The sequence below is a fragment of the Streptomyces sp. NPDC059092 genome (genome assembly GCF_042756365.1).
Lineage (GTDB): Bacteria > Actinomycetota > Actinomycetes > Streptomycetales > Streptomycetaceae > Streptomyces.
In genome coordinates this window covers 88,841-114,353 of record NZ_JBHZEJ010000018.1, presented here as the reverse complement: position 1 = coordinate 114,353, position 25,513 = coordinate 88,841, and the positions used below count along the sequence as shown (strand labels likewise).

Sequence of the window (25,513 nt, the reverse complement as noted above, 5' to 3'; positions counted from 1 at the left end):
CGAGTACGAACGGGACTTCTGGCAGAGCCTGGAACAAGTCCCGCAGTCCGCCTGAGCCAAGATCACCGGACTCTACGAAACTCAGTACAGCTCAGTGTAGACGTTGAGGTGCAGGCCGGGTTCGGCGGGCAGTTCCAGGGACTCGACGTCCAAGTCGAGCCGGCCCACGACCGGATGGTGCATACGCTTGCGGCCGGACCGGTGCAGCCGCACGTCCTGAGATGCCCACCGCTGCCGAAACAGCTCACTGCACGTCGACAGTTCGCCGACCAGGGCGATCAGTTCCTCGTCGTGCGGATTGCGGCCGGCTTCCATGCGTAGCTTCGCGGCCACGGCACCGGCAATTTGGTCGTAGTCGACAAAGAAATCTCTGGCCGCCTCGGGGTTTAGATAGACGAACCGCGCTGTGTTCGCGGGCCGTCGCGGGTCGGCCAGGACCGGTGAATACAGCGCGCGAGCGAGTTGATTCATGGCGAGCACGTCATAACGGCCGTTACCGATCCAGGCCGGCGCATCGGAGATCGCGTCGAGCACCTGCTGCAGCGTCGAGCGCACCGTCACGGCAAGCCTGCGCCGGCGTGGGCCGCTGGGCGCCCTGGATTGGCGCGCGAGGTGGAACAGGTGGTCGCGCTCGGCTTCGTCGAGTTGCAAGGCAGAGGCCAACGCGTCGAGCACGCCGTCGGAGGCACCGGCGAGGCTGCCGCGCTCCATGCGCACGTAGTAGTCGACCGATACCCCCGCCAGTAGCGCGACCTCCTCGCGGCGCAGACCTTTGACCCGGCGGTTGCCGCCGTAAGCGGGCAGGCCCGCCCGCTCGGGTGTGATGCGGGCGCGACGTGAGCTGAGAAACTCCCGGATCTCGGTGCGTAGATCCATCGCGGTTATCTCCTCACCGTAAGCCCGTCCCGCAGTTTAATGGATACCCGATGCGGTCGTTGCGGTACCGCCGTCCACCGGGATGATGGCGCCCGTGAGGTAGGACCCGGCCCGGCTGGCGAGAAACACGGCGGCACCCGCCATGTCGTCGTCACGGCCGAGCCGGCGCAGAGGGGCCGCCGCCGCGACCGTGTCGCCGATGGCATCGAGCGTGGACGCCATCATCTGCGACGGGAACACTCCCGGTGCTACCGCGTTCACCGTGACGTGCTGTGGGCCCAGCTCCCTGGCAAGCACTCTGGTGAGTTGATGGAGTGCCGCTTTGCTGCTGGCGTACGAGTAGTTGGGCGACGGGGCGACGTGGATGGCGGCGATGCTGCCGATGTTGATGATCCGTGCGGGATCATCGGCGGTGCCCGCCTTACGAAGTGCCGGGAGCAGCGCCTGCACCAGCCAGAACGGCGACTTGAGGTTGAGGTCGAGCACTGCATCCCATGCCTCGTCCGGGAACGTCGCCAGAGGCTCGCGCCGCATCGCTCCCGCGTTGTTGACAAGGATGTCCAGGCGTTCCGAGTCGGCCTGGACAAGATCAGCGAGGCGCTGACACTCGTCGTGCCTGGACAGGTCGGCGGGGATTGCTCGCACGTCGCCGAATTCGGACAGTAGACGCTGTGCCTCCGCGCACGTGTCCGCATTGCGTGAGCTGATGACGACGCGGGCGCCCGCCTGGAGAAGGCCACGCGCTATCATCATCCCAATGCCCCTGGTGCCGCCAGTGACAAGGGCGTACTTCCCCCTCAGATCGAAAAGTTCTGCGTGAGTGGTGAACTGGTTCTCCGCCATTGGTCTCCGTCCCTTCTCTCGTAAAAGAATGCGCCGACACGGTCGCGTATTCGGGGCTGAATTGAATGATGATGGTAAAGCTGCGATGCGTTTCCATGGAGTGCTGTCGGCGCTTTCGACTCACGCCAGGTTGACAGGCGTTTGGAACGTCGGGGAGACCCTGGTGATACAGGTACTGTGAGAGCCCCCTTGCCTGGTGCGCTGACTCACCTCAGTGATCGGAGCCGACTGCGGGTCGAGGCTGGCGCCCCCACCGCGGTAGTACGGGCAGCAGAGGGATGGGCGGCCCGCAACCTGGCGCCATACGGCAGCTCCCGGTGGCCCAGCGTGGAGTTTCACCTGCCGCCGCGGCTGCTGGCTCGTCACCTGAGCTGATGAAGGTGGATCCCGGTGGCGTTCTGGTTTGCGTCACCAGGATCAGGCCCTCACAGGTCCCATCAGGCAGCGCGGCGCGACCCACATGGGCGCGCCGTCGTGCGGGCACGACGCAGTCCGGTCGGCGTCGCGCTGCCCTGCACAAGACAGGCCGCTGACTACGGCCGCTTTCGGTTTCTCGGCGGACGCTTCCGACACCGGCACCAGGCGGGGCCTTCCTCTTCCGGGATCCAGTACGGGGCGTGGGCTCGGGTGACGGTCGAGTTGCGGCAACGGGCCGGCTGACAGGCGCCGATGAGCGGGCCAGTCCGCGCTGGTCTTCGGGGAGTTCGTCCTGGCATTCGGCCTGCGGGGCGTCGAACAGGCACTGGTTCAGCGTCCCGAAACGGATCGTGACGCGGGCCTTGCGCAGGAGACTGTCCTCGACGCGGGCGTCTCCACCGTGAGCCGCGACCGTCTTCTTGATCTGGTCGAAGGTCTCCATGATCCGTTCGGCTCCGGGTCCGAAGCCGATGGTCTGGCCGCTGGAGTGCTCGCCGTAGAGGTCCTTGATATGGCGGAACTTAGCAGCATCGACCGCGGACTGGAGGTGCTCGGCCCAGGCCGTATCGGAGGCGGCACAGCCGCGGGTGGAGCGGTTGGCCAAGGCCCGGGTGGCGACGTGCTTGAGCTGAATGCCCAGCGCGATCTCCGAGCCGGGGAACTCGCGTACTGATCCTCACCACGTTCGCCAGACCCGAGCCCGTGCTGCGACCGGCACCACCCGGAATGGACCGCCTCACCGAGCGTGAACGCGAGGTGCTCGGCCTCGTTGCCGTCGGCCTGTCCAACGATGACATCGCGAAGCCGCTCCATGTGTCGCCCTGCACCGCCAAGACGCATGTCAACCGCATCATGACTTCGGAGGCACGTACACACTTCATCGAGCCTCAGCACGTGAAGCAACATGTTGGTTCGCTGTGCCCCTGCAACTCACGCTCGTGCACATGTGGCCATGGCGCGAGATCGCTACCCTCCGGCTCAACAAGCCGTCACGGCGATCTTCCGCTGGAGGGACTGGGCTCCCAATTCCGCCCCCAGCCCATCGGTGGGCGCACCGTTGGCCTGTTGCCGCAGGACGCCCGACGGTCCGGCACCGAAAGCTTCCTGTGCTGCCCCCAATACCCTCGGCAAAGGCAGGTCCCTCTGCAACGCCGGAACCAGGATGGACGGGAACACCGCCACGCTCGCCGTCCGAAGCGGCGCCGAGTCCTTGGCCCGCCCCGCTGCCGGGTTCCGGCGGACGGCGAAGACGTACAAGCGCAGCACCAGGAAACGTCCTATGCCGGCGAGCCCGGAAGCGCTGAGGTAGACGGCCTGCTCGCTCAGCATCCCAGCCGACGGCCGCACCACCTGCAGGATGAGCATCGCGACGGTGGTCACCGTGTAGGCCGCCGCTGCCGACCCCGCTGACTGCCAGTGCTGACGCCATCCCGCACGCCGCCCGGCCCCGAAGGTGAAACGTGCGTGAAGCTCCGTGCACAGCACGGTGGAAGCAACAGTGATCAGCGCGTTCGCCACCGCCCAGGGCATCAGCTGGGCGAGCAGCGCGACGACGGCGCCGGCGGCGACCCCGACGCCGCCACCGAGCAGTACGAATCGGGCGAAGGAAGCGAGTGCTCCGGGAGGGGCCGGGCTCTGGCGTGTGTCGTCCCGTTCGGTCTCCGTCCGTGCCCCAGGTCGCTCCTCACGGTCCGTCTCCGGATACGGCGAGAGGAGCGGCTTCATGGGGGTTTCCTTCCGGACGGAGAGCTGTGAACCTCTGGGATCAACCGGGTTCAACGGTGCCGCCGCCCGCTCGCCGGAACGAGGAGGCGCACTCCCGAACTCATGGTGTAGCGGGCTACACCATGAGCGGGGTGCCCGCTCTCCCGCGCCTGGGCGGACCGGGAATTAGCTTGGTCAGCATGCGAAGAACAGTGAGGCAGGCGGCGCGAGCCACGGCGCGGTTGGCGGGAGCAGCAGCCCTTGGCTTCTTCTCGTACTTGTTCGTCACGGTGCTCCTGGCCGTGGCCGCCGGCACGATGATGCTGGTCGGTGCCGGGCTGCTGCCGGAGGCGGTCCTGCTGCTGCGCCGGCTGGCGGGGGCCAAACGACGCCAGGTGGAGCGCTGGACCGGGCGGGAGATCCCCGAGGCGTATCTGCCACTGACCGGCCCGCTCCGGACGCGGCTGCGCACGGCGGTCGGCGATCCTGGTACGCACACCGATCTGCGGTGGATGGCCGCCTACTACGCGTACGGCCTGCTGGTCGTGCTGGCTGTGCCGCTGTGGCTGGTGGGACTGCCCGTAGACGGTGTGCGGTGCGTGCTGCTGCGCCGAGAGGCCGTCATCCTGCCACTGATCAGCCGTGTCGCGGGCCTCGATGCCGGTTGGTCGACAGCGCTGCTCAAACCGTCTCCGAAGGCCCGCCTTGCCGAGCGTGTCGAGGAACTGACCGAGACCCGATCGGGCGCGATCGCCGCGCACGGCGCCGAACTGCGCCGTATCGAACGGGACCTGCACGACGGCACCCAGGCCCGGCTGGTGTCCCTGTCCATGCGGATCGGCCTGGCGAAACGCGCCTACGAGGGCGACCCGTTGGCCGCCCGCAAGCTCCTGGACGACGCGCAGGACCAGGCCGAGGAGGCACTGACGGAACTGCGTCACGTCGTACGCGGCATCCACCCGCCGATCCTCACCGACCGAGGGCTCGCCGGAGCCGTACGGGCCCTCGCCGCCAGCAGCGGCCTCGACGTCACCGTACGAGTGGAGGGTCTGGAGGACGGAGCCCGGAGCGGCGTCCGAGCCCCGGCGGCGATCGAGGCGGCCGCGTACTTCGTCGTGGCCGAAGCCCTGACGAACGCGGCCAAGCACAGCGGGACCGACCGGGCCGACGTATGGCTCGCCGGCACCCTCACCGGGCTGGTGGCCATGGTCCGCGACGAGGGTCGGGGTGGCGCCGACGAGAAGAGCGGCTCCGGACTGGTGGGCATACGCCGTCGGGTCGCCGCCCTCGACGGAACCGTCGACGTGACCAGCCCCTCGGGAGGCCCGACCGTGATCGACGTGGAACTGCCCTGCGCGTGGTGACCGGAGCCGGACCGGAACAGGCACAGCGGCGCGGGATCCCCGGAGTGCGGCCGTGGCCGTCACCGGGGGCATCGTTCTCAGCCGTGCTTCCTGGCGCGGAGAGAGGACGATGCTCTGCTCCGGCGCCCTCACCGAACACACGGCGCAGCGCCCACACCGCCCTGGCGAACACGACGTAATCCGTCTCATACAGGCCCCACAGGCCCCGCGAAAGTCCCGCTTGACGAACCCGGTGGTACGCCATCCCAGCCGTCTTGTCCGGACGCACACCATCCTTCGGATACCGGGCCCGGTCGGTCAGGATGTCCCAGCACAACGCACGACCTGCCGTCGGTGGCTCAACGTCCGTGGTTGTAGCGTCTGTTGTTGATTGACGGACTATGCTTCGACTTTTACAAGATCCCACTTCGACGTGTACGGGAGCGGATATGGTCACCAGACCTCTGGGGAACGAGGAGGCTGAGCGCGGTCGCGTGCCCCATGCGGCCAGAGGGTCTTCGGCCAGGACCGCCCCCCAAGGAATTCTCGTTCTCACGGCCGACGCCGGTAACGCCGCGGTCGTTCAGATGCTCCGCCAGGCCGGGCATCCATGGGCCCAAGGCGGGCATCAGCACGGTTCCGGGTGTGGGCATCAAGGGGAGGGATCCCGGGTCCAGCGTTCCGCACAGGGCAAGACCGTTGAGCGGGCCCCTCAGGGCGAGGAGCACGCCCGGGGGAGCGACCCCGTGGCGGACCACAGCCCGGCCGATCAGGCGGCCCTGCTCGGCGACGCCATGGCGTCACGGAGCCGCTCGCTTCCCGCACCGCTGCTCGCGGCGGCGGTGCCGTATTTCCAGAATCCGAACCTCTCCGCCGTCGAACTCCACGACAACCCGGTGGCCCAGCGGGCCACCGAGGCGCTGGGAGCCCAGGCCATGACGGTCGGCCACCACATCTTCGCTCCTCCGGCAATCGTCGGGAACATGAAGATCATGGGTCACGAGCTGAGCCATGCCAACGAGAACCTCAACGGCACCCGCGAGACCGGCAACGACAACGGCGCCGGGGTCACGGTCACCGACCCCAAGCAGCCCTCCGAACAGAAGGCGGACAAGGACGGGGTCTTCTTCAACGCCGGTGCGGCGACCGCTCCGTCCGTCGGCGTCCAGCGGGCGGCCACGCGGGACGCCGGCTCCGCGGCCGTCAACGAGGACGCGTCGATGGCGGGCGGATCCGTGCAGCGCGCGGCTCAGGCGCCGACCGTGCAGCGCATGGAGCGCCCGTCGCGGGGCCACCGGGACAACTACGAGGCCGACGCCTCCTCCTCCGGATCGGACTACGACCGGCAGGCCGACAGTTCCCCGGAGCGGGGGGGCTCGGCGTCGCAGGGAGGTGCCAGCAGCGCCGCACAGTCCTTCATGGCCGGCCCGTCGAATCCGTACCGGCTACAGGGCTACGGGCGCTTCGAGCTCGAATCGTCCTCGTCCAGCGGCGAGGAGCGCGACCAGCCCGGGCGCCCCGCCTCTCCCGCCCCTGCCCCCGTTGCTGTGCAGAGTTCGCCCATGGCGGACACGGTGTACGGCTTCGTGCACGGGCACATCACGCAAATCCTCATGGAGGGCGCCGAGGAAGAGGGGGAAGTCACCGCCGACACCCCGGCAATGGTCGAAGGGTGGGCGGCTTACGCGGCCGCGGCCGCCGCCGCCGCTGTGGACAGAACCGAGGCCGCCGACCTCGCCGAGGGCGGCGATGAACACGCGGACTTCATGTACCGCTATCCGGAGGTGTTCCGGGAGGCCTTCAGCGAACACAGCGACATCCTGTTCGGGCAGCAGGCGGATCGCCTCGCGGGGATGGTCATGAACCGGCTCCAGCGGGAACAGCGCCAGAACCGGAAGGCGGACCGGCGAGGGGTCAATCTGCCGGAGCACCCTGCCCTGAGGCCGCTGCGCGCCCTGCTCCTGCAAGAACGACTCGACAACACCAGCAAACTGAAGGTCACGCTCAAGGTGGACGCAGGTAACCTCCTTCAGGGCGACGTCGGTCACGCCTGGATCGAGATCACCGGATCGGACGGGAAGAAGGTCTCCTTCGGCTTCTATCCGGAGGGAGAGGACCTCCCGTTGCTCAACAACGTGCCGGGCGGAGTCATGTGCCCCGACCCGCATAGGGGCGTCACCCAACGGGAGTCGAAGAAGGCCAGCCTGCGGCGTATCCTCGACGGTTACCAGATTGCCTACCAAAAGGCCAACGAAGCCTACAACCTCACCCAGTACAACTGCACGAGCTTCGCGGGCCAGGTGTGGACGGCCATGACCGGCGAAAGCATCCCCCGAAACCTGCTCACCACGGCGGGTTTGATCAGCATGGTCGCTCCGAACCCCGCCGCCGCAGGCGCCGGCCTCGACAGTCTTCAGGCGCCGCGGCTGGATCGCAGGCGTGAGCGCATCCGCACCAACATGCAAGGCCCCATGCGCGGTGTCGCTCCCGGTGCCGGCGACGCGGACGAGATGGCCGACCGGATGGCCCGCGTGGGGCTCTCCCAGAGCAGCGACTCCCAGTCCTCCGAGGAGGTGGACTGACCAACGCGACGGTTGGTGCCCGGCGGGTCACCGGCGGACCCGCGGGCACCAACCTCGCCCGGCCCGGCGGGCCTGGTGCTGGGACCACGGTGGCCGCCTCCTGAACAACGCGTTCACCACGGTCGCGGTCCGCAGGGCTGGGAACGCCGCTCAGCGTTTCTCGGGGTGCCGGACAGCACGTCCCGCACGGCGCGGCCCAGCTCGCCGGCAGGAAGGTCCGCGCCTGCTGGTCATCGGCCGGGGGCAGCCACCCCTCCGCTGCCCAGCACCCGCTCTCGTGGAGCACCGGGGCCCGTCGGTCGGGGCCGTCGTGCCGCAGAGCCCGGAGGACCCACCGGGCGGCGCCCGTACCGACCGTCTCCGTGGGCACCTCGGAGTAGTCCTGGCCGGCCACCGGACGGCACCGGCAGGGACATCAAGTGCGGCCCGGTACCACCAGCGGCCCTCTTCACCCCACCGACGGCCCTGGAGCTCCCCCTCGATCACCCGCCTGCCGGGAAGCGCGACCTCCACAGGCCACCGAACCGGCCCACGTTTCCCCGCCGCGGGACATTCGTCCGGCGTGGCGCGCCCGGTACACGCCGGGTACACCGTGCGTCGCGGTGAGTACGGGGGCCGCTCTCAGGTTCCCCGCCGGCAGGCGACCGCGCCGGAAAGTACCCGCCAGCGGTACTCCCCGCGCACGGCCACGCCCGCCGGGCAGCGGACCCTCAACCGCTCGCTCTCCCGACGTACTTCAGGTGTTCCGCCGCTGAGCTGACCTGCGGCGCACAGACGTATCGCTCCCACTCCGCATCGCCGAGGGCGCCGACGCGGGGTCATGTCGTTGTGTCCGCCGTGCCTCCCGTCTCTCGCAACGTACGCCGACGCGCCCCCAGTGGCGTGCCAGGAGGAACCACCGCGATGACATCCCTCATCTGTCAGGCGCTCGAAGAGGCGTCTCACCAGCTCTTCCCCTCGGTACGGGCGCCTTCCTGAACCGGCGTCCAGGACAGGGCGGTCAGGGCGCCGCGTTCAGCAGGTCGAGCGCGCTGTGCTGGCGTGCCGCGTCCGTCGTGTCGAGCGGGCCGTTCCAGCGCAGCCCGTACTGGCCGAGCGGATTGCGGTCACGGGCGTACGCGGCGTCTGCCTGCCTGGACAGGTAGGCCGTGTAGGGGTGGTCGGCGAGCACCGCGTTGAGCTTGCCGAGCCCGCGTACGTGCGCGCCCTTGAAGGACGGGCCGTCGGCCCCGCAGTCACCGCCCTCGCACGGGTCGCGCAGGACACCGTCGGTGTTCAGGGACGAGGAGGTGGTGGCCGCGTCGGCGATCTGCCGCGCCGTGGTGAGGAGTGCGGCGTCCTGGGTGGCCCGGTTCAGCTCCGTGAGCGCGCCGAGCAACACACCCTGGTTGTACGACCAGACGGCGGCGCCGTTGTTGCGGCAGGTGGACAGATCGATGCCGTCGTTCACCAGGCGCGAACTGTTGACCATCCCGGTCCCCTGGAACCACGACCAGCCGGCGCGGGCCCGGCCCAGATGGACGGTGTCGCCGGGGACGCGGTTGTGCAGTGCCGCGTTGAGCTGGATGTAGAGGGAGTTGGCGATGGCGTTCTTGTAGGTCTTCGCGGTGCTCCACCACACACCGCCGCCGCAGACACCGTCCCAGTAGGAGGCCATGTGATCGGCGTCCGCGCGTGCGGTGTTCAGATAGCGGCTGTCACCGGTCGCGTCGTAGGCGGCGATCCAGGCCAGCCCCCACCACCCGGTGTCGTCGATGTAGTCGTTGCGGAACTGACCTCCTTGCGCGCTCAGTTGGCGGTTGTAGGTGTTGGCGATGGCGTAGCGGTAGCTGGGCATTCCCGAGACGCGGATGTTGTCGATGACCGCGGTGAGCGCGTTGGCCGAGTTCCACCAGCCGGTGGTGTCGAAGAGCTCTGTGCCGTTGTTGTAGAACTGCATCTGTGCCGTGGCCGCGGCCGTCCTGCGGTCCCACGCGTTCCAGGTCGTACGCGCCCAGGGTGTGCAGGCGATGTCCGTACGGTCGCCGGCCTTGCCGCAGGCGCGCAGGGCGCCGACCCCGTTGGTGTTCCAGTCGTCCACGTTGTACATGAGAGTGCGCCGGCCGCGCTGTCCGGCGGGCACGACGGTGGCGCCGAGGCGGCTTCCGGAGCTCCAGGTGCGCCCGCCGTCGAAGGACCGGTCGAGCCAGATTTCGTCTCCGGGGCTGCCGTTGTCCGTCGAGGCCCAGCCCATCGCGTCCTGGTCGTCGAAGTGGAGGACGATCGAGCGGGAGAAGAGCGTGGTGGAGACGGGGGTACGGTCCTGCGGCGAGAGCGCGGGGTCGCGGGCGTCGCAGTACGTGTTGCAGATGGCCGCGGTCGGGGCGGCGGCCATCGCCGGGGCCACGGCTTGTGGGTTCAGGGCAGCGAGGAGTGCCACGGCGAGTGGCGCCACCAGATGACGCATCCGGACTGACAACGTTGTCCACATGGGCGGCTCCAGGATCGACGGGGGTGGCTGAGAGCGCTCCCGGAACGTATGGCAATGGCGTGCCCACGTCAATGCGTGCCGCGGCTCCCTCGCCCTCCGTGTCCCGGTGATGTGTGTGCCCTCCCGTTGAAGGGGGCAGGGGCTGATCGGTGCGCGTGGGGCTTCTCGTGGCCGGTGCCCCAGCCGCCGACGTGAGCCGCAGGCGGGTGGGGCGGAAGGAGGGGTGACGTTCCACGCGGATCCGGCGATCGGCCGGTTGGGCCTCGCCGGAACTCGGTGCTGGTCAGAAGGGTTCGGCGGCCCGCAGGAGGTCCTGCGGAAGGTAGGGGGATTCGACGCGGACCGCCCAGCCGCGGCGACGGGCGTGGCAGGCCAGGGCGAGGATGTCGAGGTTGACGGAGGCGTCCGGATCGTCGGCGCGGTCGGCGACCCGGTAGTAGTCGCGGTGCGCTTCGAGCGCGTCGGCCAGGGCCAGGTTGAAGCTTTCCTCGTCGCCCTCCACCAGTTGCGACAGCAGCACGGCCGGCGGCATGGCGAAGCCCCAGTCCTCGGCCGTCTCCGCCTGCTCCAACGCCCGCTGCGCGGCCGCTTCGGGATCGGTGCCCTTCAGATAGGCGTGGAGGGCTTCGCGGTACTTGCTGAAGGCGGAGGCGTCCGGGCGGGCGAAGGCTGGGCCGGTGAGGACGAGGGGGGCGAGGTCCTCACGTGCGCCGGTGATCAGGGCGAAGGCGACGGCCCGCTGCCAGTTGCCCGCGCCGATCTTCTCGCCCCGGTCGGCCGGGTAGCGGAGCGTGCGTCCGTCGACGCTCACCTCGGCCAGGGTGCCCGGCTCCGCGAGGCCGATGCGGAACAGCGCCGCCCCCATCTGGGAGGTCAGCCTGAGGGTCGCGCGCTGTGTGTCGGTGACACCGCCGGGATCCCCCGCGCGCCACTTGAAGAGGCGCTCCTGGGCACCCATGACGCTGCCGAGCCGCCAGACGGCGAGAGGCTCTCCGCCGACCGGGGTGAACGCCTCCTGGAGGGATTCCTCGTACATGGCCCTGACCCGCGCGTCCACGATCCGCTCGCAGGCCGGCCGTTCCACCACCAGCGGGCCCGCGGCGAGCGCGGCGACCGCGTCAGGCCGCCGGTTCCGGCCGAACGCCGCGACACGGGGGCCCCGCGTCGCGAAGCCGGTGACCAGCGCGTGCGGCAGGTACTCGGTGTGGACGGCGGGCGCCAGCCCAGAGTCCGGTAGGCGAACGCGGAAAGGGCGATGGGGACGAGCGGCAGAAGGGTCTTGGGGGAGCCCGCCGGGCCGTGCGCGGCGGCGTACCCGGCCAGGAGGTCGGCCAGCGCGGCGTCGAAGGCCGCCCGGTCCTCGGCGGCCAGGGCGCGCAACGTACGCAGCGCGGCGCTGTCCGGGCGGTCCAGGAGGGGCTCGCCGCTCTCCTGGGCGCGGGTACGGACGCGGTCCAGGGCCGCGTCGACGGCGGTGAGCTTGGCCCGCGCGCTCGGCGGGTACTCCTCGTCGTCGCCGGTGTCGTCCAGGGCCACGGCCATCAGTCCGGTGGCGAGTTCCCCGGCGGGCGTGCCCAGTGCGCGTGCGGCGAACTTCTCTCGGGCGAAGTGGAAGGCCTCGCCGTGAAACGTGGCCTTGTCCCTGAGGACCGTCAGGCAGAGCGCGTCGATCCACTCCCCGGGCGTGACGCTCTCCTCGGGGGCGTCCTCACCCGGGTCGTAGCTCATGCCGAAATTCACGTAGTTCAGGAAGACCTGGAAGCTGCAGTGCGGGTGGTACGCCGCGTAGGCGACGGCGCCGGCCGCGGCCTCCGAGGCGTCCTTCAGCGCGGCCCGGGCCTCCGCCGTCGCGAGGTCGGGTGTCTCGACGGAGAGCGCCCCCAGATAGTCGAGGAACTCCTCGGCGATGGACTGCCACTCGTAGGTGGCGATACGCCCTGCCTTCGACATGGACCGCACCTGGCCCCCGATGCGGTTGGTGAAGTCCTCACATGCCGCTGACACGAGGGCCCCGCCGACCTGGTGACGCTCTATCCGCACTGCCGAACTCCTTGATCGAATCTCCACGACAGCCTAGGCCCAGGGTCTGACAGTCCGGCGGCTGCCGGGCCCTCGGTCGTGGCCGGGCCACGGGGCAGGCCCCGTGACCGGGGCGTCGGCGGCGGCGGTTCGACCACCCCGACGATGCGACGGATGATGTCCGGACGGTCATGCCGCGCTGGGCGTGCCGCTGGGGGAGGCCCGGCATGCCCGGCACGCACCCGCCTTCGCCGGCCACGCCGCTGGTCCCCCTGACCACCACACCAATGGTGTCCGTCACAGCGGAACAAGCTCATACGTCAGCCCGGTCCGATCCGCTGTGCTTGGCCGCGTTCGTCAGTGCCGCGGCCACGACGAAGTACGCGGCCGACTCGATCGCCGCCGGGGCGCGGGCATCGCTCTGTGCCGCGTCCTCCAGACCCTCCACCCGTACGGGGACGTCGAGTCCCCTGCCGGCCGCGAGTGCCGGTACGGCTCCGGCGAGGCCGCGGTCGGTGAGGACCGGCGGGTGGATGCCGCGTACGACGCGCCGCGGTTCGGTCAGCGCGAGTAAACAGCACCGTGCCGTCGCAACTCGGTACGACGAGCGCGACGATGTCTTCCTCGGCACCGCGACAGCGGCGGCCCTCGTCATCTGGCTCCGCACGTGATCGCTCACTGGCCCGACTGGATCCGTTGCCTGCCCTCAGTGACGGACCAGGCAGAACGGATGCCCTGCAGGGTCCGCGTAGATACGCCGGCTCCGCCCGTCGGAACCGCCGTCCAATACCATCGCCCCCATAGCCAGCGCCTGTTCGTGGGCCCGGTCCAGGTCCGCGACGCCGAAGTCCATATGGAACTGCTGGGGGCGGGCGGGGTCCGGCCACAGGGGCGGCCGATAGTCCGATGACCGCTGGAAGGCGAGAACGAGAGCGGAGGGCGTGTGCAACGTCGCCCAGCCGTCGCCGAGCGCCCACCGCCGATCCTGCTGATTGACGGTCCCACCGATCACCGCCCGGTAGAACTCGGCGAGTCCCACCGGATCCGAGCAGTCCAGCACCACACATTGAACATCAGCGATCATGAACGGATCCTAGGCTCTGTCTGACGAATAGCGCCGTCCGCCCGTAGTGCGGGGCGTCCGGTGCACTGCGCTCGCTCCGTCTCGGCGCACTGAATTGCCCTTCGGATGCCGAGCGCGATCGCAAGGCGGAGGATCGGTACCCTCGATGGCACGGACGTACGTGGACGACTCCGACCACGCGGCGAGCGTGCGTGCCAGACGCCGCGCGCCAGACGGGATTTGTCAGACAGAGCCTAGGCGGCCATCAGCGGGCCCCAACCCTCGGTACCCGAGATCGGCCGGACAAGCCCCTGGGACGTGGCGGCGGCCCGGGGTTCCTGGTCTGCGCACTTCCGCCGCCGCGCCCCTCGTCAGGGACGAATAGGAATGTACGGGGCGTCAGTCGAGGCTCGCCCGCGCACGGATCCTGGTGCCCGGCGTGCCCGGCGGGGCTGAGAGGGCCCGGTGCCGGGGCGCGTAGCCACGCCCCGGCAGCTCCCTGCCGGGATCAGGTCGTCGTCGACGGATCGTCGGTCGACGGCTTGTCGCGGAGGGCGTTGACGACCGCGCGCTCCAGGACCGCCGACTTGTTGATCAGGGTGCCCTTCTTGCCCATGGAGGTGTCCCTGATGAGGTAGCTCCGTTCGCCCAGGTACTCCAGGGTGGTCGAGTCGAAGATCCAGGCGGTGCGCTCACCGGTCCTGGTGTTGTCGCGGGCCACGCCGATCCCGGGCCGACCGGCCGCGTCCACCGCGTCGGAGTCCACGGTCACGCCGGGGATCTTCGCCGCGGCCTTGTAGAGGGCAGCCGCGGTCCTCGGCGGCATCAGCGTCTCCCGCAGCAGCTCACCGATGGTGTCGAAGGTGTCCTGGGCCTGGTCCCGCTCCTTGGCCGGGGTGTCGCGCGAGTCCTGGTCCCGGGTGATCTCGGTGGTGAGCCGCCGGAGCAGGACGTCGGGGTCGGTGGGCAGCGAGGCCAGCCACGTGTACGTCGGCCGGTTGAGGCCCGCCGGGTAGCCGACGGCGGGCTCGCCGTCCGGGACCCCGACGGTGATCGGGAAGTACGAGCCGTCCTCGTGGATCAGGCCGACATCGATCACCGGCCCCGCCTTCTGTGACATCCAGACCTCACGCCCGCGGGGCTCGGTCAGTTTCACCGGGCCGCCGAATTCCCCCTCGTGCCCGGTCTGCAGGGTCTTGACGTACACGAACTGGTCGTCGGTGACCTTCTGTTCGTCCTTCTTCGCGGCAACCGAGGCGACCCGGTCGAGCAGCACGGCCGCGCCACGCGGGGCCGTGGCCTGGGTACCCGTTCCCGTGGCGGACGGTGCCGGAGCGCGGTCCTGGCCGGTCACGGCGAGCGTGGTCAGCAGCACCCCGCCCAGGGCCAGTCCGGCGGCGGGCAGCAGAACGGCGGGGCGCAGGAGGCGGGGTCGGGGGCGTGCGGTGGCGCGGTCGCCGTCCTGGTCGATCAGATGCATCAGGGTGTCCTTGTGGTGGAGATGACGGCCCGGGGGCAGGTCCCGTTCGGCCGGGGCCGGCAACAGCCGGGCCAGTTCCTCGTGTTCGGCCCGCTCGGGGCCGGAGGTGCGGTCGTTCATCGGGCTTCCTCCTGGACGGGCAGGGCCACGAACGCGGCCCTGCTCTCTACCTCTCCGCGGCGGGGGCGGGGTTCCCTTCCGGATCGGACCGCTTCTCCGGGACGTGCTTCCCGCGCGGACCGGGCCGGTGCCCGGCGGAGCTGCTCGTCGGTGAGCCGTCGCAGCCGGTCACGGGCGCGGGACAGCCGCGACCGTACGGTGCCCACCGGGATGCCCAGGGCCTCGGCGGCCTCGGCATAGTCCAGCCCGGCCCAGACGCAGAGGGCCAGCACCTCGCGTTCCTGGCGGCGGAGCCCGCCCAGTGCCTGCCGGACCGCGGCGAGCCGCCGTGTGTCGTCGACGCGTCCGGCCGTGGCATCCGCGATGTCCGCCACCGGTTCCGGGGCGGGGCGGCGAGCCAGGAAGGCCAGGCGCCGCCCTGTACCTCGGTTTGCGTTGCGTGCCTTGTTCGTGGCGATCCCGAGCAGCCACGGCCGCAGCGAGTCGCCCTCCGGCTCGACGGCGCGGCGGGTGCGCCAGGCGGCCAGGAAGGTTTCGGACAGAACCTCCTCGGCCGTCGACCAATCGCCCGTCAGCCGGTAGGCGTGGTTGTAGACGGCCCGCGCGTACTCCTCGTAGAGCGCGGCGAACGCCTCGCGGTCGCCCGCCCTGATTCGTGCGCGCATGCGCTCCCGATCTTCCTGTTCATCACATCTCACACCACCTACCTCTCCGGCCGGGCCGGGGAGTTCCGGTGACCCGCGCCACACCACGGGGCCGCTGATACCGGACGCGGGTCCACGGACCAGCGGTGAGACACAGCCTTCCCACCGCTGCCCCACTGCTGAGGCCGGCCGGGGACCGGGAGCAGGGACTTCCGGCGGCGCGGCACCCGTTTCGCCGGGCCCGGACCAGCCTTGGGGCAGGAAGCCCGGCATCCGCACCCACCGCGCACCGGTCCGGAACTTCCCGGCGATCCCGTCGATCACCCCACGGTGGTCCCGCCACCGGCCACCCCGCCTCGCCGTCCGGCCCGGCTTCTGCGCGAGGTCTTCATGCGAAGCGGTATCACGCATGGAGGGCCCTGGCTGTTCCGTTCGGCCTCAACTGTCATACGCGGGTGTCCTGTTCGCCCCTGTCCGGATCAACGATCAGCGGCCGAGCCTGCCCCCGTCGGCGGGCAGTGTCACGCCGTGGATGTAGTCGGCGGCCGGCGAGGCCAGGAACACCGCGGCGCCGCCGATGTGCCCCTGCGGCCCGCCGGGATGCGTACGGAGATCTGTTCGCTGCGGACGGTGCCGGCGAGAAGGGATTCGTTGAGGTCGGTGTCCATGTAGCCCGGCGATCGCGTGGACATTGAGGCCTCGCGCCGACCACTCGTCGCACCCCTTGGTGAGCTGGCCGACCGCTCCCTTCGCCGCTGTGTGGGCGGTACGTAGAGTCCGCCCTGGCAAGCGGTGAGGGACGCGATGCTCATGACCGTGCCGTGGCCCCGCTCCAGCAGGGGCGCGCCGAATCGCTGGCACAGGTCGAACACGGCTCGCAGGTTCCCGTTCAGCACCGCGTCGGATTCGTTGAGCGGGAATTCGGCCGCGGGGTGCCGGACCTGCGGGCCCGCGTTGCTGACCAGGGTGTCCACGTCGGTGGTTGCGAGCAACTCCGTTGCCCGCGTGGCGATCGCCGCCGGATCCGCGAGGTCGAGCTCCACCAGGGAAACCGGGCGGCCGAGGCCTTGTGCGTACGTCGTCAGGTCGTTGTCGAGCGGCCTGCGGGCCAGGACGACCACGTCCGTGCCGGCCGTGCGGGGAGAACGGGTTCTCCGCAGGCGCGGGGGTTCCCTTCAGGTGGGCGGAGTGGGCCGGGTGGTCGGCGCGGGACTGTGCAATATGTGCACAGGGTGTGTGCGAGGCGCTTTGGGTGAGGTTAACGTAGCCGAAACACCTTGGGCGGTCCCGCGGGCTCCTTCCACTCCGAACTGCTGCCGACCGAGGTGCGATTCAGTGGCCTGGCGCTCGCCCGCGAGAGCACGGCCGTGCTGTTCTCCGGCACCGCGCCGTTCATCGCCACCCTTTTGGGTCATGCCGGAGGGGGCAACTCACGGCTGCTCGCCGGTTACATGGCACCCTCGGGAGCCATCACCGCCATTTCGGTGCTGCCGCTGCCGGAGACCGCGCCCCGCGCGCTGCGCCGCAAGGCGATCAGGTCCGGTGCCAGTGACGACAGCACTCCGATCGACGTCGAATACGCAGAGGTGGAGAAGAAGTGTCAGATCACGAAGTCCTCTGCCTCGGGGAGGCCATGGTCCTGGTGACACCCAGACAGGGCGAGCCGCTCGCCACCGCCCGCGACGCGACCGTCTCGGTGGCGGGCGCCGAGTCGAACGTCGCGCAGTACCTCGCCGATCTGGGCCACCGGGTGGCATGGGCGAGCCGGGTGGGCCGCGACCCGCTCGGCGACAGGGTGCTCACGGCGGTCGCCCGGCCAGGGGTGGACGTGCGCTACGTCGAGCGGGATCCGGCTGCGCCGACGGCTGTCTACTTCAAGGACCCCTCCTGCGCGGACGGCACCCAGGTGCACTACTACCGGACAGGGTCCGCGGCGTCCCGACTCACCCCCGCGTACCTGGACACGCTCCCGATCGCCCGGGCGCGTCTGGTGCACCTGTCGGGAGTCACCGCCGCGCTGTCGGCCGGCTGCGCCCGCACCGCTACGGCCCTGTTCGACCGTGCACGCGAGGCCGGGGTCCTCCGCTCGTTCGACGTCAACTACCGTCCGGCGCTCTGGAGTACCTCGGACGCCTCCGCGCCGCTGCTCACCCTGGCCCGGCAGGCCGATGCCGTGTTCGTCGGGCTCGACGAGGCGGCGCGGGTCTGGGGCACCACAACCGCCGAGGACGTGCGTGACCTGATCGGCCCTTGCGTGAGCGTGGTGGTGAAGAACGCGGACGTCGGCGCCGTACTGTTCGAACCCGGCACGAGCCCGGGTACGCGACCGGGCACATTCGTCCCCGCGGAGCCGGTCGACGTGGTCGAGCCGGTCGGAGCGGGCGACGCGTTCGCGGCGGGCTACCTGTCGGCCTGGCTGCGCGACGAACCCCCGGCCGAGAGGCTGCGTCTGGGGCACCGTGTCGCCGCCTTCGCGCTCGGTTCGGTCGAGGACCACGCCGACGCCACGTCGCTGCGCCGCCCGGCACTCGGCCTGGACGGAACGGCCCGATGAGCCAGGCAGTCGAGCGAGCCATCCGAATCCTGGAGATGCTCAGCCAAGGCCCGCAGCACCCAGCCGCGATCGCGGAACGGTTCGGCGTGCACCGGACCACCGCACTGCGCCTGCTCCAGGACCTCTGCCAGGGCGGTCTCGCCCGTAAACGGGAGGACGGCACCTTCGCCGTCGGCTACCGCCTCGCCGGACTGGCGGCAGCCGCCCTCGAACAGTTCGATCTGCGTGCGAGCGCGCACCCGTTCCTCATCGAGTTGGGCCGCAAGCTCCGGCTCACGGTGCACATCGCCACCGTCGAGAACGGGCGTGTGATCTATGTCGACAAGGTCGAACCGCAGGGCACCGTACGGCTGTACTCGCAGATCGGAAAGCCGGTCGTGCTGCACAGCTCCGGTGTCGGCAAGGCGATCCTGGCGTTCATGCCCGAACACGAACGCGTTTCGCTGCTGGACGGTTACGTCTACGAGCGGTTCACCGACACCACGCTGACCACGGCCGACGCGTTCGCCGCCCGGCTGCGCGAGGCCAGGGCGCGTGGCTGGGCCGAGGACGACGGGGAGTACGAGTCGTTCGTCAACTGTGTGGCAGTCCCGGTCCGGGACGGCACCGGAACGGTACGCACGGCCATCTCGGTGACGGCGCTGAAGGCACAGACCGACCTCACCGTCCTGCACACGCATCTCCCGGCCGTCAGGCACACCGCACAGGCCATCTCTCGCACACTCGGGTGGACTCAATGAACACCGCATCCGGACAGCTGTTCCAGGACGCATTCGACACACTGCCGCTCATGGCCATCCTGCGCGGCTTCGACGCCGCACGCACGGTCGAGGTGAGCCGACGGGCCTGGGACGTCGGTATCCGACTCGTCGAAGTGCCCATACAGAACGAGACCGCCGAGGCCGCGCTGCACGCCGCGGTCGTAGCCGGCACGGAGCGCGGAGCCGTGGTGGGCGCCGGCACGGTGACCACCGTCGAGCGGGTCGAGCGAGCGGTGAAAGCGGGTGCGGGCTTCACCGTGGCTCCCGGCTTCTCCCACGAGGTCGCCGAGGCGTCACTCGCGGCGGGCCTGCCACATCTGCCGGGCGTCGCGACCGCGTCGGAGATCCAGCAGGCCGAGGCTCTCGGGCTCACCTGGCTCAAGGCGTTCCCCGCGGCCGGCCTCGGCCCCGGTTGGATCGCCTCGATGCACGGCCCGTTTCCCCAGGCGCGCTTCGTCGCGACCGGCGGCATGAACCTCACCAACACCAGGGAATTCCTCGCCGCCGGGGCCGCGGCGGTGTCACTCGGATCGGCACTGGCCGACCCCGACCAGTTCGCACAACTGTCCGAACTCATCGAGTCGATCACAGGAAAGAAGGCGGATCAATGAAGGTCGTGGCGCTGGAGACCTTCTCCGTAGCGCCCCGGTGGGAGTTCTTGGCCGTACGTACCGACGAGGGCCTCTCCGCCGACGACATCGCGGATCTCGACGCCGCCGCAGCCCGCATCGGCGTGCACGGCGACCGCGCGAGGCAGCTGCCGGGGCGCCGACGGCTCCGGCCGCTATCCAGATCCTGTACGTCTCCCGTCGTCAGCGACACCGCCGTGGTCCCGAGCCGGGGCACCGGTGCCGGCAGGGAGCCGTCCGCCCCGGCGCGCAGTGTGGCGCCCACGGCGCCGAGGTAGCCGACGGACATGGCTCCGGTGGTGGGGAGGCCGGAGTGGGTCGGCAGGTGACAGGTTCCTCGGCGAAGGATTGCAACCGCACGACCGGACGTCCCGGTTCCGGCACCGTCAGACCGACGACCCGCACGCGCGGCGTCGTCGAGGGACAGGAGACATTGCGGAATTCCTCCGCCGTCAGCCTCTGGGGAATTCGCCGCCGTCCACGACAAGAGCACTCCCGGTCGGCCGGCCCGCCCGGCCGGACACGAGGAACAGCACCGCCTGAGCGATGTTCGTCGGGCTGACCGTCGCGCCCCAGCGGCACGGGGGTGTTGTTCCGGCCCCGCGCCGGGTCCGGTCACGCCCACTGCTCCCACCGAGGTGGGGACCGCGGCCGAGGAGACGTGCACGATCGCCCCCGAACGCCGTTCCCGCATCCCCGGTGTCAGCAGCGAGTCCAGCCGCACCGACGCCAGGAAGTTCAGGCCCGGCGCGTCCTGCCACTCCTCGTCGGGGATGGCGGAGGCGCCTTGGCACGGTCGCAGCCCCACTCGCGTTGTGGACCAGGACGTTCACCCCGCCGAGCACCTCGTGCGCGGTCGCGGCGAGCGCCTCCGCTCCAGCCCGCGTCCGCACATCGGCCGACGCGGGAAGAGGTTCGAGGCGGCTGCGCCCACCACGTTGCCAGGGCCGTTCCACCAGCCTCGCCGCCCGGTACCGGCCGCTCACTCGGAGACTTCCGGGGCCATGGCGCGGCGTCGCGCCACAGCAGGGAGAACGAACCAGGCCACGCCGAACCACACGACCATTCCCGCCACGATCGGGATCGCGACCGTGTCGCCACCGGCCACCCGAAGGACGAGGAGAAGAGCCGCGGCCATGGTGCAGACGAGCAGGATGAGGCCCGCCACCATGAAACGGGACGCCCACACGACCGTCTCCGGCTTCAGACGGCGGCCCGTCAGCATCCGGTGCAGGGAGACGGGACTCACCAGCGCGCCCGTCGTGGCCGCACCGAGCGTCACGGTCACGATGTACAACGTACGGTTGCTGTCGCTCAGTTGTCCGAAACGCTGCTGGAACGCGACCGTCAGCAGGAATCCGAAGAGGATCTGCACACCCGTCTGAACAACCCGCAGTTCCTGAAGGAGCTCGCCCCACCGCCGGTCGGCGCGCTGCTCCGGGGTCTCGTCCCGGCCCGGCGCCGCACTGCCGCCTGAGGAGCCGCCGCCGGTCCCACGTGTCATTCCGAACCACCTGCCCGTCAACGAAAGCGGTGCGCCCCGCCGCGCCCGGCGGCCGTCCTCGCCCACAGCGCCCGTAGCGCCGTGTGCCCGGTGCGAGCCGCGGCCCCGCACCGGGCGCCGAACGGTACCGTGTCCAGGCCCGCGAGCGCGTCCTCGACATGGGTGTATACGGCTTCGGTCCCTCCTGCCTCCTGCACGGTGACGCCCCCGCCCCTTCTCATGGCCGGCCCGTGCTCCCGTCCGGGATGGAGAAGTATCCGGGCCCCGTCATCGAGGACCTTCCTGTGGTCCGGACAGCGGCCGGGCCTGGGGCCTGGGGTGGTCGACGGCCGGGCGTACCGACGGCGGCCGGCGTGGCGAGGGCGCTGTCGTCGAGCCGGGCCAGCAGGTCGGCCGGGGACGCGGAGACGGCTTCGGCGCCCGCTTCACGGAGTTCCTGCGGCGAGAAACCGCCGGAGAGCACGGCGAGGCAGCGGACGCCCGCCTTCACCGCCGCCTGCGCGTCCCACACCGCGTCCCCGACGAACACCGCCCGCCGGGCGGAGGCCCCGGCCCGGGCGAGTGCCCGCCCGACGAGATCCGGGGCGGGTTTGCTGGACGACACGTCGTCGGCCGTGGTCAGGGCGTGGACGGCCTCGTCGGCGTCGAGCGCGCGGATCATCACCTCGACCTCCTGACCCGAGGCCGACGACGCCGGCACCACACGCCAACCGCGCTCGGCACAGGCGCGGGAGCAGGTCGGCGGCGCCGGGCAGCGGTGGCAGCCGCGACCAGTACCGCGCGTACAGCGTGGCGTGCGCCGAGCGGATCGCCTCGTCGCCCCCATGGTCCCGCCACTCGCCCAGCAGCGCGTCGAGCAGGTGGTCACCGCCCATGCCGATGGACCGGTGGATCCGGGCCCATCACGACCTGGTGCCCGTGCTGCCGCAGCGCCTCCCGCCAGGCGACGGTGTGGAGGTGCACGGTGTCCATCACGGTGCCGTCCACGTCGAACAGCACGGCCGCGGGCCCGGCTCCGCCGCCTGGTGTATCCATCCCGGTCACGTCCTGATTCTCGATACACCACAGGTGAGCGTTGTGCCCGTGCCCACCACGACGTGGTGTCCGCAGCCGCCATGCGTGGCGCCACGGTCCTCCTTCCGCTGGCCACGCTCTACCGGAGTGACGAGCGAGCCCGGCAGGCCCTTCGGCAGGACGCCGAACGCTTCCACAACGTCCTGCGCCGTATCGACGGACGCGTCGAGTGGGCGGTGAAGGTGTACGCGCCCACCACACCCGCGCCGCCCACCACACCCGCGCCGGCCACCACACCCGCGCCGGCCACCACACCCGCGGCGCCCACAGCACCGGTGACCGGAGAAGGCCGTGACCGTCCGTCCCCGAGTGACGGCCGCGCGTATCTGGACCGTAAGCGAGGCCTTCAGAATGGGAACGCTCCTGCCCCGCGACGGATGCGACTGAACCCCGCGTTGCGCGGAGCGCTGGTCGGCCACGTCGCCTGCGTCGAGGTCGCCGCCTCACCGGGCTCGCGCCGCCTCACCGCGGCGATGCGCCGCACCAGGAGCATTCCTGGATTTGTACATCTGTTCTTAAGGCTTGTACGTTGGTACGCATGCCGCATATCGAACCGCCGTCGGCGGATCCTCCCGAGGGTGAAACGGCCAGGAAGGCGCCCGGCGGTGAGCGCCGGGCCTCAGTCGGGCCGGGTGGCGGGCGGCGGCGGACCCGTCGTCACGACCCCGACCGCAGGACGCGCATCCTGGATGCCACCCTCGACGTCATCGTGGAGCACGGAGTGGCCGGGACGACGCATCGGCACATCGCCACCCGGGCCGGCGTCCCGCTCGGGTCGATCACGTACCACTTCACCAGCTTGGCCGACCTGCAGGCGCAGGCGTTCGCCCGGCACGTCGCGCTGCGGTCAGCGGCGTTCGAGGACCTGTTCGCGGGTGTCGGGACGCACGAGCGTTTCGTCGAGATCCTGGTCGATCTCGTCCACGGAGGCCCTGCCCGGCACCGCAGCGCCGTCCTCGGCTTCGAGCTGCACCTGGCGGCGCTCCGTGACCCCGGGCTGCGGGCCCTGACGCAGGCGTGGACGGAGGACAGCCGCACCGTTCTGGCCCGCTTCACCGGCCCGGCCGACGCCGCCCGTCTGGACGCCCTGCTGGAAGGAATGATCATGCATGCGCTGCTCGCGACCGCGGCTGAATCGCGCGGGAGGACGCGGGACGCGATCGCCCGGACGCTCGGCTCTGCCGACGACCCGCCGTGGCCCTGATCGCCGGCGCGGGCCCGGCGTCATCGCGCGCTCGGATCCGGGGCCGCAGCGATGATCTCCAGGACGATACCCGCCGTCGCACCGCTGCCCTGTGAGAACGGAAACCCTGGAGACCCCCATGACCCACCACCCGCCCATGATCGAGGTCGCCCAGGCCGAACTGGACGAGCTGCGCTCACGGCTGCTGCGCACGCGCTGGCCGGCCCCGTGGCCCGTCGGCGGATGGGACGCCGGCACCGACCCCGGCGAACTGCGACGCCTCGTCACCCACTGGGCCTCCGACTACGACTGGCGTGCCCACGAAGCCGCCATCAACGCCCTGCCGTCCCACCTCGCGGACATCGACGGAACCCTCGTCCACTACCTCCGCTTCGACGGTGAACACCCTGGCGCCCTGCCGATCGTCCTGACCAACGGGTGGCCCAGCTCCTTCCTCGAACTGACCACCCTGGCCCGCCGGCTGGCCACGCCGTCGCGGTACGGGGGCGACGCCGCCGACGCGTTCACCGTCATCGTCCCCTCGCTGCCCGGATTCGCCTTCTCACCTCAGCGGCCCTCGCTCGCGGACCCACCGCAGACCCATGAGATCTGGCACCGCCTCATGCACGACGAACTCGGCTTCGAGCGGTACGCGGCGCACGGGAGCGACCTGGGGGCCGGCATCACCTCCCGGCTCGGCGAAGCCCACCCCGAGGCAGTGGTGGGCATCCACCTGATGGCGATCGCCGGCCCGGCCGCCCACGACGCGGCCGGTGTCACCCCCGAGGAGCAGGAGTACCTCGATTCCGTCGCGGGATGGTCCGCGCAAGAGGGCGGTTACCTGCACCAGCAGAGCACCCGCCCTCTCACACTGAGCTACGGGCTGGCCGACTCACCGGCCGGGCTGCTCGCCTGGATCGTCGAGAAGTACCGGGCGTGGAGCGACTGCGGGGGCGACCTGTCGTCCCGGTTCAGCGACGACTTCCTCCTCACGCAGGCGTCGCTCTACTGGTTCACCCACTCCCTCTCGACCTCCTTCCGGCCTTACTACGAATACGCCCAGGGGCTGACGAGAAGGGTCGAGCGCGTGGACGTCCCCACCGCCGTCGCCCTGTTCCCGGCCGACCTCGCGCAGCCGCCCCGGAGTTGGGCCGAGCGCACGTACCGCATCACCAGGTACACCCGCATGCCCCGTGGCGGACACTTCGCCGCCCACGAGGAACCCGGGCTCCTCGCACACGACCTCACCGCGTTCTTCCGCGCGCACCGGTGAACACCCGGACGGGGGAGGGTTCTTGAGCCTCGGTGCCAACCCGTCCTGAACTTCGGCGGGCGCCTCCACGGCGTACCGGCCGGGGCGCTGCGCGCGACTCGGCGTCCAAGCGCACCCCGTGAGGCGCAGACCGGCGGACGAGGACGACGGTGCGGCGGCAGAACTTCTCGTCCTGTTGGGCAGGCAGGGCGCGCGTGTCCATGTGCACGCTGAACGCCCTTGTCCGTCGCGGAAGTAGGGCCGGCATCCAGGAAACGTACGTACGGGGTGAGGGCGCTGTCCGGTCGCACCCTCACCCCTGGCGTTCGGCACGGCCGCGGATCCGTTCGCACCGGCGGAGCCGCGGCCCCCGAGCACGCTCGCTCAGAACGCCCACCGCGTATGGGTGTAGACCCCGTCGTCCCGGCCGAAGCCGTACGCCGTGACCGGGGCCACCGCGAACACCACCGCGTCCCCTCGCCGGAAGGCGTCCCCGATCCCGTGGAAGGTGCCCTCGGGCGAGGTGATGTGCGGCCCGTACTTCGCCTCGTACGCCGCGATCACCTCGTCCAGCACGGCCGGCGCGGCAACCCGCTCCGCCGTGCCCTCGACCACGATGTCGAGTCCTTCGGTGAGCGCGTTCCTCCCGGTGGTCAACGCGCAGTGTCCGTCATGGGCGAGGTTGCGCGCCTTCTGTTCTCCCGGGCCGGTGGAGAAGTACAGCACCCCGTTGTGCCAGGCGGCGATCACGGGGGTGACGTGCGGCCGGCCGTCGGGCCGCACCGTGGACACCCAGAAGATCTCGGCGGCTTCCATCTGCCGCTGGGCCTCGGCCCATTCGACGGCGGTGACATCCGCGGCACCCGGGCGGGGATTGAGCGCGGAGCTGTAGCGGGCGTCGAGGTCGGTCGTGGGTTGTTGTACGGGGCCGTCTGTCGGCATGGCGGATCTCCTTCCCTCTTCCCCCATGACGACCGGCCGCCCGCGCGGAAGTC

Annotated in this window: 21 protein-coding genes and 7 pseudogenes; 12 read left to right on the top strand and 16 right to left on the bottom strand. The window is 70.6% G+C overall.

Translation table 11 applies throughout. From position 1 onward, the window contains the following. Positions 1–81: 81 nt before the first annotated feature. Both ACFXPL_RS13945 and ACFXPL_RS13940 read right to left on the bottom strand, forming a co-directional pair. Positions 82–876 carry a helix-turn-helix transcriptional regulator gene (locus ACFXPL_RS13945; protein ID WP_384917605.1) on the bottom strand — a complete coding sequence of 265 codons (795 nt, stop codon included), beginning with the start codon at positions 874–876 and terminating at the stop codon, positions 82–84. A gap of 36 nt (positions 877–912) precedes the next feature. Continuing rightward, the gene (locus ACFXPL_RS13940; RefSeq protein WP_384917602.1) at positions 913–1,719 is read right to left on the bottom strand and encodes an SDR family oxidoreductase; all 807 of its coding nucleotides are present in this window, start codon (positions 1,717–1,719) and stop codon (positions 913–915) included. Between the two features lie 817 nt (positions 1,720–2,536). Here ACFXPL_RS13940 and ACFXPL_RS13935 point away from each other — a divergent pair. Both ACFXPL_RS13935 and ACFXPL_RS13930 read left to right on the top strand, forming a co-directional pair. Continuing rightward, a complete protein-coding gene (locus ACFXPL_RS13935) occupies positions 2,537–2,809 on the top strand; it encodes a hypothetical protein (RefSeq protein ID WP_384917599.1) in 273 nt (90 codons plus the stop codon). Positions 2,810–2,862: 53 nt separating this feature from the next. Continuing rightward, positions 2,863–2,982, top strand: a pseudogene (locus tag ACFXPL_RS13930) (helix-turn-helix transcriptional regulator); the annotation flags it as partial. Between the two features lie 378 nt (positions 2,983–3,360). Here ACFXPL_RS13930 and ACFXPL_RS13925 read toward each other — a convergent pair. Next, positions 3,361–3,861 (bottom strand): annotated as a pseudogene (locus tag ACFXPL_RS13925) (hypothetical protein); the annotation flags it as partial. 179 nt (positions 3,862–4,040) lie between these two features. On the opposite strand from ACFXPL_RS13925, the gene ACFXPL_RS13920 reads away from it, so the two are divergent. Beyond that, positions 4,041–5,204 (top strand): histidine kinase, encoded by a 1,164-nt coding sequence (locus ACFXPL_RS13920; RefSeq protein ID WP_384917595.1) that lies wholly within the window; start codon positions 4,041–4,043, stop codon positions 5,202–5,204. A gap of 725 nt (positions 5,205–5,929) precedes the next feature. After that, complete coding sequence (locus ACFXPL_RS13915; protein ID WP_384917592.1) at positions 5,930–7,765, top strand: DUF4157 domain-containing protein; 1,836 nt, start codon at positions 5,930–5,932, stop codon at positions 7,763–7,765. 178 nt (positions 7,766–7,943) lie between these two features. On the opposite strand, the pseudogene ACFXPL_RS13910 reads toward ACFXPL_RS13915, so the two are convergent. From ACFXPL_RS13910 to ACFXPL_RS13875, 8 genes and pseudogenes are all read right to left on the bottom strand, one after another. After that, positions 7,944–8,135: pseudogene (locus tag ACFXPL_RS13910) on the bottom strand (DUF6233 domain-containing protein); the annotation flags it as partial. Positions 8,136–8,765: 630 nt separating this feature from the next. Beyond that, on the bottom strand, positions 8,766–10,211 hold the full coding sequence (locus ACFXPL_RS13905) for a glycoside hydrolase family 76 protein (protein WP_384917589.1): 1,446 nt from the start codon (positions 10,209–10,211) through the stop codon (positions 8,766–8,768). 307 nt (positions 10,212–10,518) lie between these two features. Next, a pseudogene (locus tag ACFXPL_RS13900) lies at positions 10,519–12,275 on the bottom strand (immunity 49 family protein). Between the two features lie 295 nt (positions 12,276–12,570). After that, positions 12,571–12,822, bottom strand: a pseudogene (locus ACFXPL_RS13895) (sensor histidine kinase); the annotation flags it as partial. A gap of 138 nt (positions 12,823–12,960) precedes the next feature. Then, positions 12,961–13,338: a VOC family protein gene (locus ACFXPL_RS13890; protein ID WP_384917586.1), complete on the bottom strand. Its 378-nt coding sequence runs from the start codon at positions 13,336–13,338 to the stop codon at positions 12,961–12,963. A 487-nt stretch (positions 13,339–13,825) separates the two neighbouring features. Continuing rightward, positions 13,826–14,917: a CU044_5270 family protein gene (locus ACFXPL_RS13885; RefSeq protein ID WP_384917583.1), complete on the bottom strand. Its 1,092-nt coding sequence runs from the start codon at positions 14,915–14,917 to the stop codon at positions 13,826–13,828. Next, positions 14,914–15,582: an RNA polymerase sigma factor gene (locus tag ACFXPL_RS13880; RefSeq protein ID WP_384917580.1), complete on the bottom strand. Its 669-nt coding sequence runs from the start codon at positions 15,580–15,582 to the stop codon at positions 14,914–14,916. Before ACFXPL_RS13880 ends, ACFXPL_RS13885 begins: the two co-directional genes overlap by 4 nt. Before the next feature lie 500 nt (positions 15,583–16,082). Beyond that, entirely contained in the window at positions 16,083–16,682 is a 600-nt protein-coding gene (locus ACFXPL_RS13875) for an SDR family NAD(P)-dependent oxidoreductase (RefSeq protein WP_384917578.1), read from the bottom strand. Positions 16,683–16,838: 156 nt separating this feature from the next. Here ACFXPL_RS13875 and ACFXPL_RS13870 point away from each other — a divergent pair, with 156 nt between their 5' ends. From ACFXPL_RS13870 to ACFXPL_RS13850, 5 genes are read left to right on the top strand one after another with little or no spacing between them, the layout of a single operon-like run. Then, positions 16,839–17,207, top strand: a complete 369-nt coding sequence (locus ACFXPL_RS13870) for a hypothetical protein (RefSeq protein ID WP_384917575.1) — start codon at positions 16,839–16,841, stop codon at positions 17,205–17,207. Then, positions 17,159–18,115 carry a sugar kinase gene (locus tag ACFXPL_RS13865; RefSeq protein WP_384917573.1) on the top strand — a complete coding sequence of 319 codons (957 nt, stop codon included), beginning with the start codon at positions 17,159–17,161 and terminating at the stop codon, positions 18,113–18,115. The genes ACFXPL_RS13870 and ACFXPL_RS13865 overlap by 49 nt, the downstream gene beginning before the upstream one ends. Then, positions 18,112–18,855 carry an IclR family transcriptional regulator gene (locus tag ACFXPL_RS13860; RefSeq protein WP_384917569.1) on the top strand — a complete coding sequence of 248 codons (744 nt, stop codon included), beginning with the start codon at positions 18,112–18,114 and terminating at the stop codon, positions 18,853–18,855. Before ACFXPL_RS13865 ends, ACFXPL_RS13860 begins: the two co-directional genes overlap by 4 nt. Beyond that, a complete protein-coding gene (locus tag ACFXPL_RS13855) occupies positions 18,852–19,487 on the top strand; it encodes a bifunctional 4-hydroxy-2-oxoglutarate aldolase/2-dehydro-3-deoxy-phosphogluconate aldolase (RefSeq protein WP_384917566.1) in 636 nt (211 codons plus the stop codon). Before ACFXPL_RS13860 ends, ACFXPL_RS13855 begins: the two co-directional genes overlap by 4 nt. Further along, positions 19,484–19,783 (top strand): hypothetical protein, encoded by a 300-nt coding sequence (locus ACFXPL_RS13850; protein WP_384917563.1) that lies wholly within the window; start codon positions 19,484–19,486, stop codon positions 19,781–19,783. The genes ACFXPL_RS13855 and ACFXPL_RS13850 overlap by 4 nt, the downstream gene beginning before the upstream one ends. 174 nt (positions 19,784–19,957) lie before the next feature. Here ACFXPL_RS13850 and ACFXPL_RS13845 read toward each other — a convergent pair. From ACFXPL_RS13845 to ACFXPL_RS13830, 4 genes and pseudogenes are all read right to left on the bottom strand, one after another. Beyond that, positions 19,958–20,407, bottom strand: a pseudogene (locus tag ACFXPL_RS13845) (SDR family oxidoreductase); the annotation flags it as partial. A gap of 80 nt (positions 20,408–20,487) precedes the next feature. Next, positions 20,488–21,009, bottom strand: coding sequence for a DUF6328 family protein (locus ACFXPL_RS13840; RefSeq protein ID WP_384917560.1), 522 nt, complete (start codon positions 21,007–21,009; stop codon positions 20,488–20,490). A 217-nt stretch (positions 21,010–21,226) separates the two neighbouring features. Next, positions 21,227–21,835, bottom strand: coding sequence for an HAD family hydrolase (locus tag ACFXPL_RS13835; RefSeq protein WP_384917557.1), 609 nt, complete (start codon positions 21,833–21,835; stop codon positions 21,227–21,229). 38 nt (positions 21,836–21,873) lie between these two features. Next, complete coding sequence (locus ACFXPL_RS13830; protein ID WP_384917554.1) at positions 21,874–22,053, bottom strand: hypothetical protein; 180 nt, start codon at positions 22,051–22,053, stop codon at positions 21,874–21,876. Between ACFXPL_RS13830 and ACFXPL_RS13825 the strand changes: the two are divergent. From ACFXPL_RS13825 to ACFXPL_RS13815, 3 genes and pseudogenes are all read left to right on the top strand, one after another. Beyond that, positions 22,035–22,373 (top strand): annotated as a pseudogene (locus ACFXPL_RS13825) (GvpL/GvpF family gas vesicle protein); the annotation flags it as partial. The gene ACFXPL_RS13830 and the pseudogene ACFXPL_RS13825 sit on opposite strands and share 19 nt — an antisense overlap. 248 nt (positions 22,374–22,621) lie before the next feature. Further along, entirely contained in the window at positions 22,622–23,287 is a 666-nt protein-coding gene (locus ACFXPL_RS13820) for a TetR/AcrR family transcriptional regulator (RefSeq protein ID WP_384917551.1), read from the top strand. Positions 23,288–23,405: 118 nt separating this feature from the next. After that, positions 23,406–24,539, top strand: coding sequence for an epoxide hydrolase family protein (locus ACFXPL_RS13815; RefSeq protein ID WP_384917548.1), 1,134 nt, complete (start codon positions 23,406–23,408; stop codon positions 24,537–24,539). Positions 24,540–24,902: 363 nt separating this feature from the next. On the opposite strand, the gene ACFXPL_RS13810 is transcribed toward ACFXPL_RS13815, so the two are convergent. Continuing rightward, complete coding sequence (locus ACFXPL_RS13810) at positions 24,903–25,460, bottom strand: pyridoxamine 5'-phosphate oxidase family protein (RefSeq protein ID WP_384917545.1); 558 nt, start codon at positions 25,458–25,460, stop codon at positions 24,903–24,905. Positions 25,461–25,513: the final 53 nt, after the last annotated feature.